At 71.3% G+C, this 13,997-nt stretch carries 13 protein-coding genes; 4 read left to right on the forward strand and 9 right to left on the reverse strand.

The genetic code is table 11. The features are described from left to right. Positions 1-31: 31 nt before the first annotated feature. The 6 genes from AB0E91_RS00905 to AB0E91_RS00930 form a co-directional block, all read right to left on the reverse strand. Complete coding sequence (locus AB0E91_RS00905) at positions 32-895, reverse strand: ATP-binding cassette domain-containing protein (protein ID WP_361773136.1); 864 nt, start codon at positions 893-895, stop codon at positions 32-34. Between the two features lie 5 nt (positions 896-900). Beyond that, positions 901-1,974 (reverse strand): ABC transporter permease, encoded by a 1,074-nt coding sequence (locus AB0E91_RS00910; protein ID WP_361773139.1) that lies wholly within the window; start codon positions 1,972-1,974, stop codon positions 901-903. Continuing rightward, on the reverse strand, positions 1,974-2,993 hold the full coding sequence (locus AB0E91_RS00915; RefSeq protein WP_361773142.1) for a sugar ABC transporter substrate-binding protein: 1,020 nt from the start codon (positions 2,991-2,993) through the stop codon (positions 1,974-1,976). Before AB0E91_RS00915 ends, AB0E91_RS00910 begins: the two co-directional genes overlap by 1 nt. A 98-nt stretch (positions 2,994-3,091) precedes the next feature. Continuing rightward, complete coding sequence (locus tag AB0E91_RS00920) at positions 3,092-3,955, reverse strand: alpha/beta hydrolase (protein WP_361773145.1); 864 nt, start codon at positions 3,953-3,955, stop codon at positions 3,092-3,094. A gap of 184 nt (positions 3,956-4,139) precedes the next feature. Continuing rightward, entirely contained in the window at positions 4,140-5,549 is a 1,410-nt protein-coding gene (locus AB0E91_RS00925; RefSeq protein WP_361773148.1) for an amino acid permease, read from the reverse strand. A 347-nt stretch (positions 5,550-5,896) separates the two neighbouring features. Then, positions 5,897-7,702, reverse strand: coding sequence for an FAD-binding dehydrogenase (locus AB0E91_RS00930; protein ID WP_361773151.1), 1,806 nt, complete (start codon positions 7,700-7,702; stop codon positions 5,897-5,899). A gap of 577 nt (positions 7,703-8,279) precedes the next feature. Between AB0E91_RS00930 and AB0E91_RS00935 the strand changes: the two genes are divergently transcribed. The 3 genes from AB0E91_RS00935 to AB0E91_RS00945 all read left to right on the forward strand — a co-directional run bounded on the left by AB0E91_RS00935 (position 8,280) and on the right by AB0E91_RS00945 (position 11,128). Continuing rightward, complete coding sequence (locus tag AB0E91_RS00935; protein ID WP_361773154.1) at positions 8,280-9,473, forward strand: macrolide family glycosyltransferase; 1,194 nt, start codon at positions 8,280-8,282, stop codon at positions 9,471-9,473. Positions 9,474-9,589: 116 nt separating this feature from the next. Beyond that, a complete protein-coding gene (locus AB0E91_RS00940; RefSeq protein ID WP_361773157.1) occupies positions 9,590-10,597 on the forward strand; it encodes a sporulation protein in 1,008 nt (335 codons plus the stop codon). A 75-nt stretch (positions 10,598-10,672) separates the two neighbouring features. After that, positions 10,673-11,128: a TerB family tellurite resistance protein gene (locus AB0E91_RS00945; RefSeq protein WP_361773160.1), complete on the forward strand. Its 456-nt coding sequence runs from the start codon at positions 10,673-10,675 to the stop codon at positions 11,126-11,128. 30 nt (positions 11,129-11,158) lie between these two features. On the opposite strand, the gene AB0E91_RS00950 is transcribed toward AB0E91_RS00945, so the two are convergent. The 3 genes from AB0E91_RS00950 to AB0E91_RS00960 form a co-directional block, all read right to left on the reverse strand. Beyond that, positions 11,159-12,139, reverse strand: coding sequence for a M56 family metallopeptidase (locus tag AB0E91_RS00950; protein WP_361773163.1), 981 nt, complete (start codon positions 12,137-12,139; stop codon positions 11,159-11,161). A gap of 6 nt (positions 12,140-12,145) precedes the next feature. Further along, positions 12,146-12,532, reverse strand: a complete 387-nt coding sequence (locus AB0E91_RS00955; RefSeq protein ID WP_161179420.1) for a BlaI/MecI/CopY family transcriptional regulator — start codon at positions 12,530-12,532, stop codon at positions 12,146-12,148. Positions 12,533-12,641: 109 nt separating this feature from the next. Continuing rightward, entirely contained in the window at positions 12,642-12,860 is a 219-nt protein-coding gene (locus AB0E91_RS00960; protein ID WP_361775074.1) for a twin-arginine translocase TatA/TatE family subunit, read from the reverse strand. A 167-nt stretch (positions 12,861-13,027) separates the two neighbouring features. On the opposite strand from AB0E91_RS00960, the gene AB0E91_RS00965 reads away from it, so the two are divergent. After that, on the forward strand, positions 13,028-13,924 hold the full coding sequence (locus AB0E91_RS00965; RefSeq protein WP_361773166.1) for an ion transporter: 897 nt from the start codon (positions 13,028-13,030) through the stop codon (positions 13,922-13,924). The last annotated feature ends 73 nt before the right edge of the window (positions 13,925-13,997 follow it).

The raw sequence follows: 13,997 nt of genomic DNA on the forward strand, positions 1-13,997 counted from the left end.
CACGCAGAGCCACCACCCGAGCGTCACACAATCAGGCGTCCGCCCCCGAGGACCCGGACGCCGACGCCGCCCCGTCCCCCGCAGGCAGCCCCTCCACATCCACCCCCCGCACCTGCGCCAACTCATGCCGCAGTGCGGCGAGTTCCGCACCGCCCGCCATGTGGTTCGTCAGCTCCTCCAGTGTGATGTCCCCGCGCGCCGCGCTCAGTTCGAGCGTGCCGAGGCGCAGCACGCTGAAGTGGTCGCCGACCATATAGGCGTGGTGCGGATTGTGGGTGATGAAGATGACGCCGAGCCCCCGTTCGCGGGCGGCGGCGATGTACTTCAGCACCACACCGGACTGCTTGACGCCGAGTGCGGCGGTCGGCTCGTCCAGGATGAGGACCCGCGCGCCGAAGTAGACCGCGCGGGCGATGGCCACGCACTGGCGCTGGCCGCCGGAGAGGGTGCCGATGGGCTGTTCCAGGTCGTCCAGGGCGATGCCCATGGCGCGCAGTTCGCGGTCGGCGGTCTCCTTCATGCGGGCGATGTCCAGGCGGCGCAACGGCCAGGGCCCCTTGGTGAGTTCGGAACCGAGGAAGAAGTTCCGCCAGACCGGCATGAGGGGGACGGTGGCGAGGTCCTGGTAGACGGCGGCGATGCCCTTGGCGAGGGCATCGCGCGGGCTGTCGAAGCTCACCGGCTCGCCGTCCACGAGGAATTGGCCCTCGGTGTACCGGTGCAGCCCCGAAATGATTTTGATGAGGGTGGACTTGCCCGCGCCGTTGTCGCCGAGGACACAGGCGACCCGGCCCGCCTCGACCGTCAGGTCCACCCCGTGCAGGGCGCGTACATTGCCGTACGACTTGCCCGCGGCGCGCAACTCCACCAGTGGGGCGGTGTCTTGGTCGGTCATCGTGTTCACCTCCGCGTCGCCGTGCGCTGTACCCACAGATTGATCAGGACGGCGCCGAGCAGCATCACGCCGAGGAACGCCTTGAACCAGTCGGGGTTCCAGCCCGCGAAGACGATGCCCTGGTTGACCATGCCGAACATGAACGCGCCGAAGACGGGCCCGATCGCGGAGCCGGAGCCGCCGGTGAGCAGACAGCCGCCGATGACCGCCGCCGCGATGTAGATCAGCTCCTGGCCGACGCCCTCGCCGGACTGCACGGTGTTGAAGGAGAACAGGTTGTGCATTCCGGTGAACCAGGCGCCGAAGCCCACCAGCATGAACAGCGTGATCTTGGTGAAGTCGACCCGTACGCCCACCGCGCGGGCGCTCTCCTGGCTGCCGCCGACGGCGAAGATCCAGTTGCCGTACCTGGTGCGCAGCAGGACCCAGGTGGCCAGCGCGGCGAAGGCCAGCCAGTAGAAGACGGTGATCTTCACCTCGACCCCGCCGAGGTCGACGGAGGACGCGAAGACCGCCTTGGCCTGCTCGAAGCCGTCCATGTCGCTGACGTCGTCGGTCGCGACGTTCCCGGTGACCAGCTTCGTCACCGCCAGGTTGACGCCCTGGAGGATCAGGAAGGTGCCGAGGGTGACGAGGAAGCTGGGCAGCTTGGTCCTGACCACCATCCAGCCGTTGAAGGCACCGATGGCGAGGGAGAGGACGAGGGAGACGAACACCCCGGTCCACACGTTCACGGTCAGCTGGTAGCTGATCATGCTCGTGGTGAGCGCGGAGGTGATCACCGCGACGCCCGAGGACAGGTCGAACTCCCCGCCGATCATGAGGAGCGCGACCGGGAGGGCCATGATGCCGATGGTCGAGCACTGGTAGAGGACCGTGGCCATCGAGTCGCCCTGGCGCAGCGAGGGGGCGGCGATCAGGAAGAACACGAAGACGGCGGCGGCGCCGAGGAAGACACCCGTCTCGGGCCGGGCCAGCAGCCTGAGCGCCAGGGGGCGCCGGGCGGTACGGCCGTCCGCCCGGGCGGGGCCGGGAGCCGGCGGCGCGGCCGCCGGACCCGTCTGCGACGCGGTGCTCATCACCGCGTGCCCTTCGCCGCGAACGCCGCGACCCGGTCCACGTTGGACTTGTCCACGAAGGCGGGCCCGGTCAGCACGGGCTGCTCGCCGCCGCCGCTGTAGTTGCCGTTGTTCTTGTACAGCCACAGCGAGTCGACGGCCAGGTAGCCCTGGAGGTACGGCTGCTGGTCGACCGCGAACTGAATCGTGCCCTTCTGGATGGCGCCGGTGAGGTCCTTGTTGAGGTCGAAGGTGGCGACCTTGGCCTTGCTGCCCGCGTCGGCGGCGGACTGCACGGCGGTCAGCGCGAAGGGGGCGCCGAGGGTGACGATGTAGTCGAGGGTCTTGTCCTGCTTGAGCTTGGCGGTGATGGTCGACTTCACGGACGGCATGTCGGTGCCGGTGACGTACAGCGTCTGGAGCTTGCCGGTGAAGGTCTTCTTCACGCCGTCGCAGCGCTGCGTGAGGCCGACGTTGCCCTGCTCGTGGATCACGCAGACGGCGTTCTTGGCGTCGACCTCGTTCAGCTTCTTGCCGAGGGCCTCGCCCGCGACCGACTCGTCCTGGCCGAAGAACTGGAGGAGCCCGAGCTTCTTCCAGTCGGCGAGCCCGGAGTTGAGGCCGACCACGGGGATCTTGGCCGCGCCGGCCTTGGCTATGACGTCCTTCATGGCGTCGGGCTTGGCCAGGGTGACCGCGATGCCGTCCACCTTGCGGTCGATCGCGTTCTGCACGAAGTTGGCCTGGGTGCCCGCGCTGGGGTCGGCGGAGTAGCTCAGTTCGATGTTGTCCTTGGCCGCGGCGGCCTCGGCGCCCTTGCGGACGATGTCCCAGAAGGTGTCGCCCGGCCCCTGGTGGGTGATGAGCGCGACCTTCATCCGGGGGGTGTCGGCCTTGCCCGCCGAGGTGCCCGTCCCTCCCCCTTCGGCCTTCTTCCCGCCGGAGCTGCTGGAGCAGCCGGCGAGGGTGAGGGCGGCCGCGGCGGCCACCGCGACGACCTGGGCCAGTCCGCGCGAACGCGAGCGAGAAGAGCGGTCCATCTTTCCTGCACCTCACTGTGCTACGGAGGGGAACTGCTGTTGCGTCGGCCGCGATACAAGTCCCTGCGCGGGCCACTGTCAATACTTTGTAAGGACATTTACGGGTTCGACACCGTCGGCCCGGCGATCTCCGCGAGCAGGCGGGCCGCCGGTTCCGGACGCACCAGCCAGCGCAGATGACTGCCGTCGAGGGTGCGGACGTCGAAGGGACTGTCCGGGGTGAGCGCGTCGCCCTCGCGGATCAGCCGGTCCTGGAGGGCGAGCGGCAGACTCGCGTCGTCGGTGAGGCGGACGTACGTCCTCGGGATACGGCCCCAGCTCCCGGCGCGCGCCCGGTCGTCCGGGCCGCCCGCGTCGAGGCTCTCGTCGGGCTGGAGCGTGGCGAGGAACGCCAGCAGTTCGTCGTCCGTGCCGTCCGCGAGGAAGGCGGCCTTGAGTCCGGCGAGGGCGTCCTCGTCGGCGGTGCGGAAGTTGCCGCGGATCAGGCCGAGTTCGGCCGGGTTCCCGGCCAGGACGAGGGCGAGCGTGTCGGGGTCGACCGTGGCCATCTCGGGCTCGGCGTAGTAGGCGGCGACCTCGAGGTCGACCGGACACCAGGCGGCGACGTAGACGAGCCGGTCGATCAGGTCGGGCCGGGCGTTGGCCACGGCGGTGGCGACGACACCGCCCCGGCTGTGCGCGACGAGCACGACGGGGCCGTTCGCCCTGGCCCGCTCCAGAACCGAGATCAGATGGGCGACGTTGTCCGCGTGGGTCACGCCCTTGATCGCGCCGGGCGTGGTGGCGAGCCCTTCCGGATCCTGCGGGGCCTGGTACGCGCGCGGGTACGTCGCTCCGAAGCCGTGTCCCGGCAGGTCGACGGCGACCGAACGGTGTCCGAGCAGGCCCAGCTCGGCCTGGAGCGGTGCGAAGGAGAAGGAGTTGGCGAAGGCCCCGTGGACCAGTATGACCGTCGGCTGCACCTGTCTGCCCGCCTTCCGCCCCGTGGGGCCCCGTTGTCCGGGGTGCCACGCTACGCAGCGGAAGATCACCGGCACTAGTGGTGGGAGGCGCTCCGCTTGTGCAGTTCGCCGGTACGGCGAAGCCCGGCGGCCCCATTCGGAGACCGCCGGGCTCTGCCCGCGTGAAGGCGTCGACCGGTTGCCGTCAGCCCTCGGCCCGGCGCCGCCGTCCCGCCATCACGGCGTAGACGAGGATGCCGACGAAGAGGAACAGCACGCCCTGGTAGACCGCCGCGTAGCCCGCGCCCGCGACCAGCCAGATCGAGAATCCGGCGGCGACCGAGGCGATCACGGCGTCGCGGATCAGGCGGCGCTTGTCGACGGCCTCGCGGCGGCCGGAGGCCAGGTGGTAGAGCTGCGCGGCCGTGGCCAGCAGGTACGGCACGGTCGCCGTGAAGGTGGTGACCAGGACCAGGACCTCGAAGACGTGCGCCGAGCCCGCCATGAAGTTGTAGACGGTGAGCAGCGAGGAGAGGACGACCGTCACGCCGACGCCGACGGTCGGCACGCCCCGGCGGCGCCGGGTGAAGGCGGCCGGGAAGAGCCCGTCGCGGGCGGCGGCGTAGGGGGTCTGCGCGCTGAGCAGGGTCCAGCCGTTGAGGCAGCCGGTCATCGAGACCAGCGCGGCCAGGGCGACGGCCCAGCCGCCCCAGGTGCCGCCGAACATCGCGTTCACGGCGTCGGAGAACGGCGCGGTCGACTTCACCAGGTTGCTGTGGGAGACGGTGCCGAAGACGGACACCGTGCCGAGGAGGTAGACCACCGCGGCGCCGACGGTGCCGATGACGGTGGCGCGGCCCACGTTGCGGCGGGCGTCGCGGACCTCGCCCGCGCTGACGGCGGCGGACTCCACGCCCAGGTAGGAGTAGAGCAGCAGTGCGGCGGAGGCGGAGACGGCGCCGATCGCGCTGCCGCCGCCCGCGTTGAACGAGCCGAGCTTGGACGGGTCGAAGAAGAACAGGCCGCCGACCGCGACGAGCAGCAGCGGCAGGAACTTCAGCACCGTGGAGACCAGCTGCACGGCGCCCACCCAGCGGGTGCCCGCGAAGTTGGCGAGGGCCGGGAGCCACTGGATGACCAGTGCGGCCAGGCACGCGGTCCAGCGGTGGTGGCTGACCGGGATCAGTACGTCGAGGTAGCCCACGGCGGCGACGGCGAGCGCGGCGTTGGACACCCAGGTGGTGATCCAGTACGCCCAGGCCGCGAGGAAGCCCGCGAAGTCGCCGAACGCCTCACGGGCGTAGACGTACGGGCCGCCGGTGCGCGGGTCGCGCTCGGCGAGCCGGCCGAAGACCAGGGCGAGCGCGATCGCGCCGACGGTCAGGACGCCGAGGGCGACCAGGCTGACCGTGCCGTAGGGGGCGACGGAGGCGGGGAGCAGGAAGATGCCTCCGCCGATGATGTTGCCCATGACCAGGGCGGTGGCGACGGGGAGCCCGAAGCGGCGGGCGTGCTTGCTCGCGCCGCCGCCCGGTTCCCCGGCCGGGGAACCGGCAGCGGCTCCGGCAGGGTCTGCCGCCGGAGCCGGCGGCGGGACGGTCCCGGTGACGTGCATGGCGGGGTGTTACCTCTCGGGGAACCGGCCGTGACCGGAGCGGGGACGGGTGGTGACCGGGCTCACGGAGCGGACCGGGGGACTGACGTCCTCGGAGCACGGGACCGAGCACAATGGTCGGTGATGCCCCGAGTCGTCGCCAAATCGCCGCTTCTTGTCCCGCCCCGTCAGCATGATCACGCAAAAACCACGCTTACGGGGCATTGACACCGGCAGATGTTTACGCCCCTCGTCGACCGCTCGCCCGGCACCGGGTCCGCCCCGGGGCCTCGCCCGACCCCTTTCACCCCCTCCGGCCTCGGCTCTCATCCCCTCCGGCCTCGGCCGGTCCGCCTCTCCGGGCCCCCTCAGGTCGCCGTCGCCGCGGCCGCCGCGCGGCCCGCCTGGCGTCCGGAGAAGAGGCAGCCGCCGAGGAAGGTGCCCTCCAGGGAGCGGTAGCCGTGGACCCCGCCGCCGCCGAAGCCCGCCACCTCGCCCGCCGCGTACAGCCCGGGGACCGGCTCGCCCGAGGCGTTCAGCACCCGCCCGGACAGGTCGGTCTGGAGGCCGCCGAGGGTCTTGCGCGTGAGGATGTTGAGCCGCACGGCGATCAGCGGCCCGGCGGAGGGGTCGAGGATCTTGTGCGCGGAGGCGGTCCGGCTGAGCGAGTCGCCGATGTAGGTGAGGGCGTTGCGGATGCCCATGACCTGGGTGTCCTTGGTGTACGGGTTGTCGATCTCGCGGTCGCGGGCCTCGATCTGCCGTTTCAGGTCCGCGAGGTCGATCAGGTTGTCGCCCGTGAGCTTGTTCATGCCCGCGACCAGCTCGGGCAGGCTGGTGGCGACCACGAAGTCCGCGCCGTTCTTCTTGAACTTCTCGATCGGCTCCGGGGTCTGCCAGATCCGGGAGAGCAGCTGCCAGACGTTCTTGTTGGTGAGGTCCGGATTCTGCTCGGAGCCGGAGAGCGCGAACTCCTTGGCGATGATCTTCTGTGTGGTGACGAACCACGAGTAGTCGTACCCGCTCGCGGTGATCGACCCGAGGGTGTGCAGGGTGTCGTAGCCGGGGATGTCGGGTGCGCCGAAGCGGCGGCCTGTGGCGTCGAACCACATGGAGGACGGCCCCGGCAGGATGCGGATGCCATGGTCGGGCCATATGGGGGCGTAGTTGCGCAGCCCCTCGGTGTAGTGCCACATGCGGTCGGGGTTGACGATACGGCCGCCCGCGCGTTCGGTGATGGCGAGCATCCGGCCGTCCACATGTGCGGGCACACCAGTGATCATGGATTTCGGTGGGGTGCCGAGCCGTGTGGGCCAGTTCTGGCGCACGAGGTCGTGGTTGGCGCCGATGCCGCCGGAGGTGACGATCACGACCGGGGCGCGCAGTTCGAAGTCGCCGACGACGGTACGGGAGCTGGGCGTGCCCCGGGCCGCGCCGCTGGGCTCGAGCAGCGCGCCGCGCACCCCGGTCACCGCGCCGCCGGTGGTGACGATGCCGTCGACTCTGTGCCGGAACTTGAAGGTGACCTTCCCGGCCGCGACCGCCGCCCGCACCTTCTTCTCGAACGGCTCGACCACGGCCGGGCCGGTTCCCCAGGTGACATGGAAGCGGGGCACCGAGTTGCCGTGCCCGTCCGCGAGTCCGCCGCCGCGTTCGGCCCAGCCGACGATCGGGAACCACTGCACGCCGAGCCCGGACAGCCACGACCGCTTCTCACCGGACGCGAAGTCCACATACGCCTGGGCCCACTTGTAGGCCCAGTGGTCCTGGCCCCTGGGGTCGTCCACGTCCCGGTCGAAGCCCGCGGTGCCGAGCCAGTCCTGCCAGGCCAGTTCATGGGTGTCCTTGACGCCCATCAGTCGCTGTTCGTCGGAGTTCACGAAGAACAGTCCGCCGAACGACCAGAACGCCTGGCCGCCGATACTGGCCTCGGGTTCCTGGTCGAGGAGCAGCACCTTGCGTCCGGCGGCGGCGAGTTCGGCCGTCGCGACGAGTCCGGCGAGCCCGTGCCCGACGACGATCGCGTCGGCGTCCTGCGACTCGGCGGCGAAGGCGGGAAACGCGTGCGCGGCCAGCGCGGCGCCCGCGAGCACTCCACCGGTGACGGTGAGGGCGCGGCGGCGGGTGACCCCGGTGGGAGTGCCGGGATCGGTGGAAGCGGTGGGGTGGTCCATGGCTGCCTTTCGTCAGGGGGGTGCTGACGGTGCGGGAGGGCATGGTGGGACGCGGTCGGCACGGCCTGGGGAAGTACGGCGAGCGCTGCCGACAGGTGTTACCGACGGTAGCTCACGGGGATTCCGGCGAACAGGGTGTTGCACGGGGGTTCCGGTACGGCGCGTGTGGAACGCCTTCAGGAGCCCGTGGGGGCCCGTCGGAACCCCTCGGAAATCGAGGTGCCCGGCACCGCGCGGGCGGCTAGGGCCTGTCTTTCGGATCAGGCAGCTCCAGCCGAGCGAGCTTTTCGGCCGACCCGAGCGGGGGCTGGTGCGTGCAGCTGCAAGGCGGAGGAGGGAGTCGACGCGGAGCGTCGGCGAGTGACGACAACGCCGCAGATGTGCGTGCCAGCCCCCGCGACTCGGGCTGATCCGAAAGACAGGCCCTAGGGTCGCGGACATGCGTCCTCAGATCTACGGCTGAGCGGTTCGGGGCGGCGCCCCGGCCTTCCTCCGGCATGTCCCCGTGTGCGCCCCCACCGAGGCCCGCGCACCGGTCCGCCGTGTCCTCACCCCTCGTAGAAATGAGTGGACTTCCATGTTCCCCGCGCCTTCCGCACCCCGCCGCCGTGCCCACATCGCGATGGTCGGCATCCCCGCCGTCAGCCACATCCTGCCGAGCCTGGAGATCATCCGAGAGCTGGTCGCCCGCGGCCACCGGGTGACCTACGCCAACGACCCTGCAGTTGCCGACCTGGTCACCGCCGCCGGCGCCGAACTCGTGCCGTGCCCCTCGGTGTTGCCGGTCGCCGACAACAAGTGGCCCGAGGACCCCATCGGCGCGATGAGTCTCTTCCTGGACGACGCGATCCAGGCACTCCCCCGGCTCCGCGCCGTCTACGACCCGGACCCGGCCGACCTCTATCTGTACGACATCGGCGCCTACGCCGCGCGCGCCCTCGCCGAGTCGCAGGGTAGGCCCCTCGTCCAGCTCTCCCCCACCTATGTGGCCTGGGACGGCTACGAGGAGGAAGTCGCCCCACAAATCCGGCAGTTGCCGGGAGCCGACGCCTACCAGGCACGGTTCGCGCGGTGGCTCGCCGACTGCGGGGCGTCCACGACCGACGTGGACACCTTCTCCGGTCGTCCGGAGCGGGCCCTCGCGCTGATCTCCCGGGCGATGCAGCCGCACGCCGAGCGGGTCGACACCGACGCCGTCACGTTCACCGGCCCCTGCTTCGACCTGAGCACGGACGCGGGTCACTGGACCCGCCCCGCGGGCGCCGAGAACGTGCTGCTGGTCTCGCTGGGTTCGGCCTTCACCCGGCAGCCCGAGTTCTACCGCCAATGCCTAGCCGCCTACGGCGAGTTGCCCGGCTGGCACGTCGTCCTCCAGATCGGGAAGTACACCGACCCGGCCGAGCTGGGCACCATCCCGTCCAACGTCGAGGTGCACTCCTGGGTGCCGCAGCGGGCGATCCTGGAGCAGGCGGACGCCTTCGTCACGCACGCCGGCATGGGCGGCTGCGGCGAGGGACTGATGGCGGGCGTTCCGATGATCGCGGTGCCGCAGGGCGCCGAGCAGTTCATGAACGCCGACCGGCTCGTGGAGCTGGGCGTGGCACGTCGCATCGACACCGCCGAGGCCACCGGCGAGCGGCTGCGAGCGACCCTGACCGAACTGGTCACCGATCCGGAAGTCGCCCGTCGTTCCGCGCGGTTGCGGGCCGAGGCACGGGCCGAGGGCGGCACCCGGCGCGCCGCCGACCTCATCGAGGACATGCTGCCCTGAGACCGCGTTCCTCCCCTCCCGGCCCGTATCCGGCGCTATGCTTCTACAAGCTTGTAGAAAAAACGGTGGTCACCGCCGTTTCGCGGGTGACTCGCACGTAAAGGAGTGAACGCCGGATGGTGTTCAAGAAGCTGCTCGGTTCGCTCGGCGTGGGAGGGCCCACCGTGGACACGGTGCTGGACCCCGGCCCCGCGCTGCCCGGCGGCACGCTGTCGGGGCAGGTCCATCTCCGGGGCGGGAAGGCCGACTTCGACATCGACCACATCACCCTCGAACTCGTGGCCCGCGTCGAGGCCGAGCACGAGCCCGGGGAGAGCGAGGGCGCGGTCGTCTTCGACCGGTTCACGGTGGGCGGCGGCTTCCGGCTGCGCGAGAGCGAGAGCCGGAGCGTGCCGTTCAGCGTGACGCTGCCGTGGGAGACACCGGTCACCGAGCTGTACGGCCAGCCGCTCGGCATCGTGCTCGGCGTGCGCACCGAACTGGCCGTCGCCGGGGCCAAGGACAAGGGCGACCTCGACCCGCTCGCGGTACGTCCGCTGCCCGTCCAGGAAGCGGTCCTGGAGGCGCTGGGCCAGCTGGGCTTCGGATTCCGGTCGGCCGACCTGGAGTTGGGGCGCATCGGCGGCTCGGGCCAGCAACTGCCCTTCTACCAGGAGATCGAGCTGATCCCCGCGCCGCAGTACGCCGACCAGGTACGGGAGTTCGAGCTGACCTTCCTCTCCGGCCTGGGCGGCATGGAGGTCGTCCTGGAGGCCGACAAGCGCGGCGGCTTCCTCTCCGCCGGGCACGACGCACTCGCCCGGTTCACCGTCTCACACGACGAGGCGGACCGGCCGGACTGGAACACCGTGGTGGACGGCTGGTTCCGCCAACTCGCCGAGCGGCGCGCCTCGTACGCCGCCCCCGGACCGTACGGCCACGAGGCCGCGTACGGGCATGGGCCTTCGTACGGCCACGAGGGCGCTTACGGGCACGACGGCGGCCACCACCGTTCGGGACCCGGGATGGGCACCGCCGTCGCGGTGGGCGCGGCGGGGCTCGCCGTCGGTGTCGTGGGCGGCATGGTCGCGGCCGAAGTCGTGGACGAGGTGGGCGACTTCTTCGAGGGCGACGAAGAGGACTGAGAAACGCCGCACGACGGGGGACACTTGGGAGCCGGGCACGGCACGGCTCCTCAACTTTCCGAGACTGGAGTGCTCATGGCCCTGTGGGACCGCATCAAGGAATCCGCCGCCACCATGCAGACGCAGCTGGTGGCGAAGAAGAACGATCTGAAGAGCGGCGCCTTCCGCGACGCCTCGATGGCGATGTGCGCACTGGTGGCCGCCGCCGACGGCACGGTGGACCCGTCCGAGCGGCGCCGGGTGGCGCAACTCATCGCCGGTAACGAGGTGTTGCAGAACTTCGACGCGATGGACCTCCAGCGCCGGTTCGAGGCCAACCTTGACAGGCTGACCGCCGACTTCGACTTCGGCAAGGTCAGCGTGCTCCAGGAGGTCGCCAAGGCGAAGAAGAAGCCCGCCGAGGCGCGTGCCGTCGTCCAGATCGGAATCGTGATCGGCGGCGCGGACGGCAACTTCGACAAGGACGAGCAGGCCGTCGTGCGCGAGGCGTGCTACACCCTCGACCTGCCGCCGCACGAGTTCGACCTCTGACAGCGCGACGCGCGCCACGGGCGGCCATCCCTACAGGGGGGTGGCCGCCTTCAGTACGAGGAACAGCGTCACCGCCGAATTGGCCGAGGACAGCGCGGAGATCGCCGTCCCGGCGGCAGCCGTCCACACCGCCACGCCGACGGCGGTGAACAGCGACGGCCAGGCGTGCGCGGTGGGCGCCGGGTGCAGCAGCGCCGCCACCCGGCGCGGAACGGGCCCCGGTGTCGCGAACCCGGCCAGCGCCGCGCCCGGCCCGACACCTGGTCCAACGCCCGGTGCGGCGCCCGCGATCAGCGCGGCCCTGCCGATGGCCCGTGCCACCGTCCGGCGGCTGCGCACCACTCCGGCCGCCTCCTCGTCCGCCCACCGCTCCACGGTGTAGGAGACCGCCGTGCGCAGCGGGCGCAGGAACGGATTGGCGCGGGCGGCGAGTTGGACGAGCAGCAGGAACCTGTGGTGACGTTCCGTCAGATGGGCCCGTTCATGGGCGAACAGCGCCCGCCGCTCGCCGGAGGTCAGCCGGGACAGCATCCCGGTCGACACCACCACCCGGCCCCGCGCACGGCCGCGCCCGTGATCCCGTCCGCGATCCGGCAGGGCGTACGCGTAGGGCGTGGTGTCGGGCAGTACGGCGACCGTACGCCGGGGCAGCCCCGCAAGGCTCCGCTCGGCCCGTCGCCGTACCCGGTGATGGCGCCACAGCAGGCGCCCGCAGCCGGAGACCACGGCGAGCAGGGCGGGGATGGCGGCCTGGCCCGCGATCTCGTCGTACGGCACCGCCTCGCGCACCTCGTCGTCGGACCAGCCGTCCGGCAGGGGGTTGCCCGGGAGCTGGGCGGTGCCGACCACCATGAGCAGGGCGAGGCACACGGTGCTGCACAGGCCCAGCACAGCGGCCGTCACGGTCAACAGCCAAGTGGCGGTGCGTGGATGGAGCCGCTGCTCGGCCAGTCGCGCCACCGGCCACGCCGTGAGCGGCAGCACCAGCGGCAGGAGGACGAACACTCCCATGGGACCTCAGTCTTCTCCCTCCGGGCCCAGGCGGCCCAGCAGTTGGCGCAGCACGCGTTCGTCGTCGGGCTCGAGCGAGGTGACGAAGCGGGACAGCACGGCCTCGCGGTCGCTCTCGCCGTCCAGCACCTTGCGCATCCGGTGCGCGGCGAGACCGGCCTGGTCCGAGACCGGCGTCCAGACGAAGGAGCGGCCCGCGCGCTCACGGGTGACCGCGCCCTTGGCCAGCAGCCGGGTCAGGATGGTGATCACGGTCGTATAGGCGAGGTCGTCGCCCAGGCGTTCCTGGACCCAGCCCGCCGACGCGGGGGCGCGCGCCTCGCGCAGGGCCGACAGCACCAGCCCCTCCAGTTCGCCCTGTCCCCGCCGCCGGGGACGCCGCTCGTCGCTCACGTCCGCTCCCTTCCGCCCGTGCCGGGCCGCCGTCCTGCCGCCGGGCACGACGGAAGCCGGGCCGCACCGCCGGGCCCCGAGCATGACAGAGGCGCGGGGCGGCCCGCGGTCAGGGCCGTGGCCCGTCGCCGCGCCCGACGATCTTCCCCTCCACGACGTCGCCGGAGGCCGGTCCCGGCGCGGCGTCCTGCGCCTTGAGGGCCCGGGCCTCGCTCTTGAAGATCCGGGCCGCCTTCCCCGCCGCGCGGGTCAGCTCCGGCAGCTTCCTGACGCCGAGGATCACGGCGAACACGAGGAGGACCAGGGCCAGTTCGCTCAGGCCGAACATCGCTTCCACTCCCTTCGGGCGGGTGGCGGACACCCGGCTCACCCTTCATGTCTACATTGCTGTAGAAGTCTTGCGTAGAGCATGATCGCTCAACAAGCCCGCCGTCCGTTCCGGACCGCCGGAAGGAGGGCGGAGAAGCACCGCGCCGCACGGAGGAACAGAGCAGGATGACCGGCATCACCCCCTCGATCCGGCCGGTTCCCGCCCGGATCTCCCTCGCGTCATGGTGTCGCGGCGTCACCGGGGCGCGCTGGTTCGCGGTCACCGTGGTCGGCCTGATCCTGGCCAACGCGGCGCTGCTCGGCGCGGAGACCTATCCCGGCGTGGCCGCCGAGTGGCACACCGCGTTACGGCTGGCCGAGCGCGCGTGCGTGGCCGGGTTCACGGTGGAGATCCTGCTCCGCCTGGGCGCCCACGCCGACCGCCCCCGCGACTTCTTCCGCGCCCCGTGGAACCTCTTCGACCTGGCCGTCGTCCTGAGCGCGTTCCTGCCGGTCGTCCGCGAGAACACCACCGTGCTGCGACTGCTGCGCCTGGCCCGGGTCCTGCGCACCGCCCGCTTCCTGCCCCAGCTGCGCATCGTGCTCGTCGCGGTCGCCCGCAGCCCGCCCGGCACGGTGAGCTTCCTGCTGGTCGGCGCGCTGCTGCTGTACGTGTACGCGATGGTCGGCTGGGTCTTCTTCGCCCGCGCCGACCCCGAGCACTACGGCTCGATCGGCCGCGCCGTCCTCACCCTGTTCCTCCTCATGACCCTGGACGGCATCGGCGACGCCGTCCACGCCGGCCTGGAGATCTCCCGCTGGAGCCTCCTCTACTACGCCTCGTACGTCCTGCTCGCCTCGTTCGTCCTGGTCAACGTACTGATCGGCGTCGTCCTGACCTCGCTGGAGGAGGCCCGCGAGATGGAACAGGCCGGGCCGGAGCCGCCTGCCACACCCGAGCGGGAGGCGGCCACTTCCGCCCGCGCAGACCTCCTCGACCGCATCACGACGGCTCGCCGGGCCCTGGACGACATGGAGGAGAGCCTGTCCGCCACGCCCCTGGCGGAGCGCGGGACCGACTGAGATGTTCTAGGCCGTTCGAGTGAGATTTCCGAGGCCAGGAGGGGTGTGGGCTACCGCGGCCGACGGATGTGTG

The sequence above is a fragment of the Streptomyces sp. NPDC026659 genome (assembly GCF_040638245.1).
Lineage (GTDB): Bacteria > Actinomycetota > Actinomycetes > Streptomycetales > Streptomycetaceae > Streptomyces.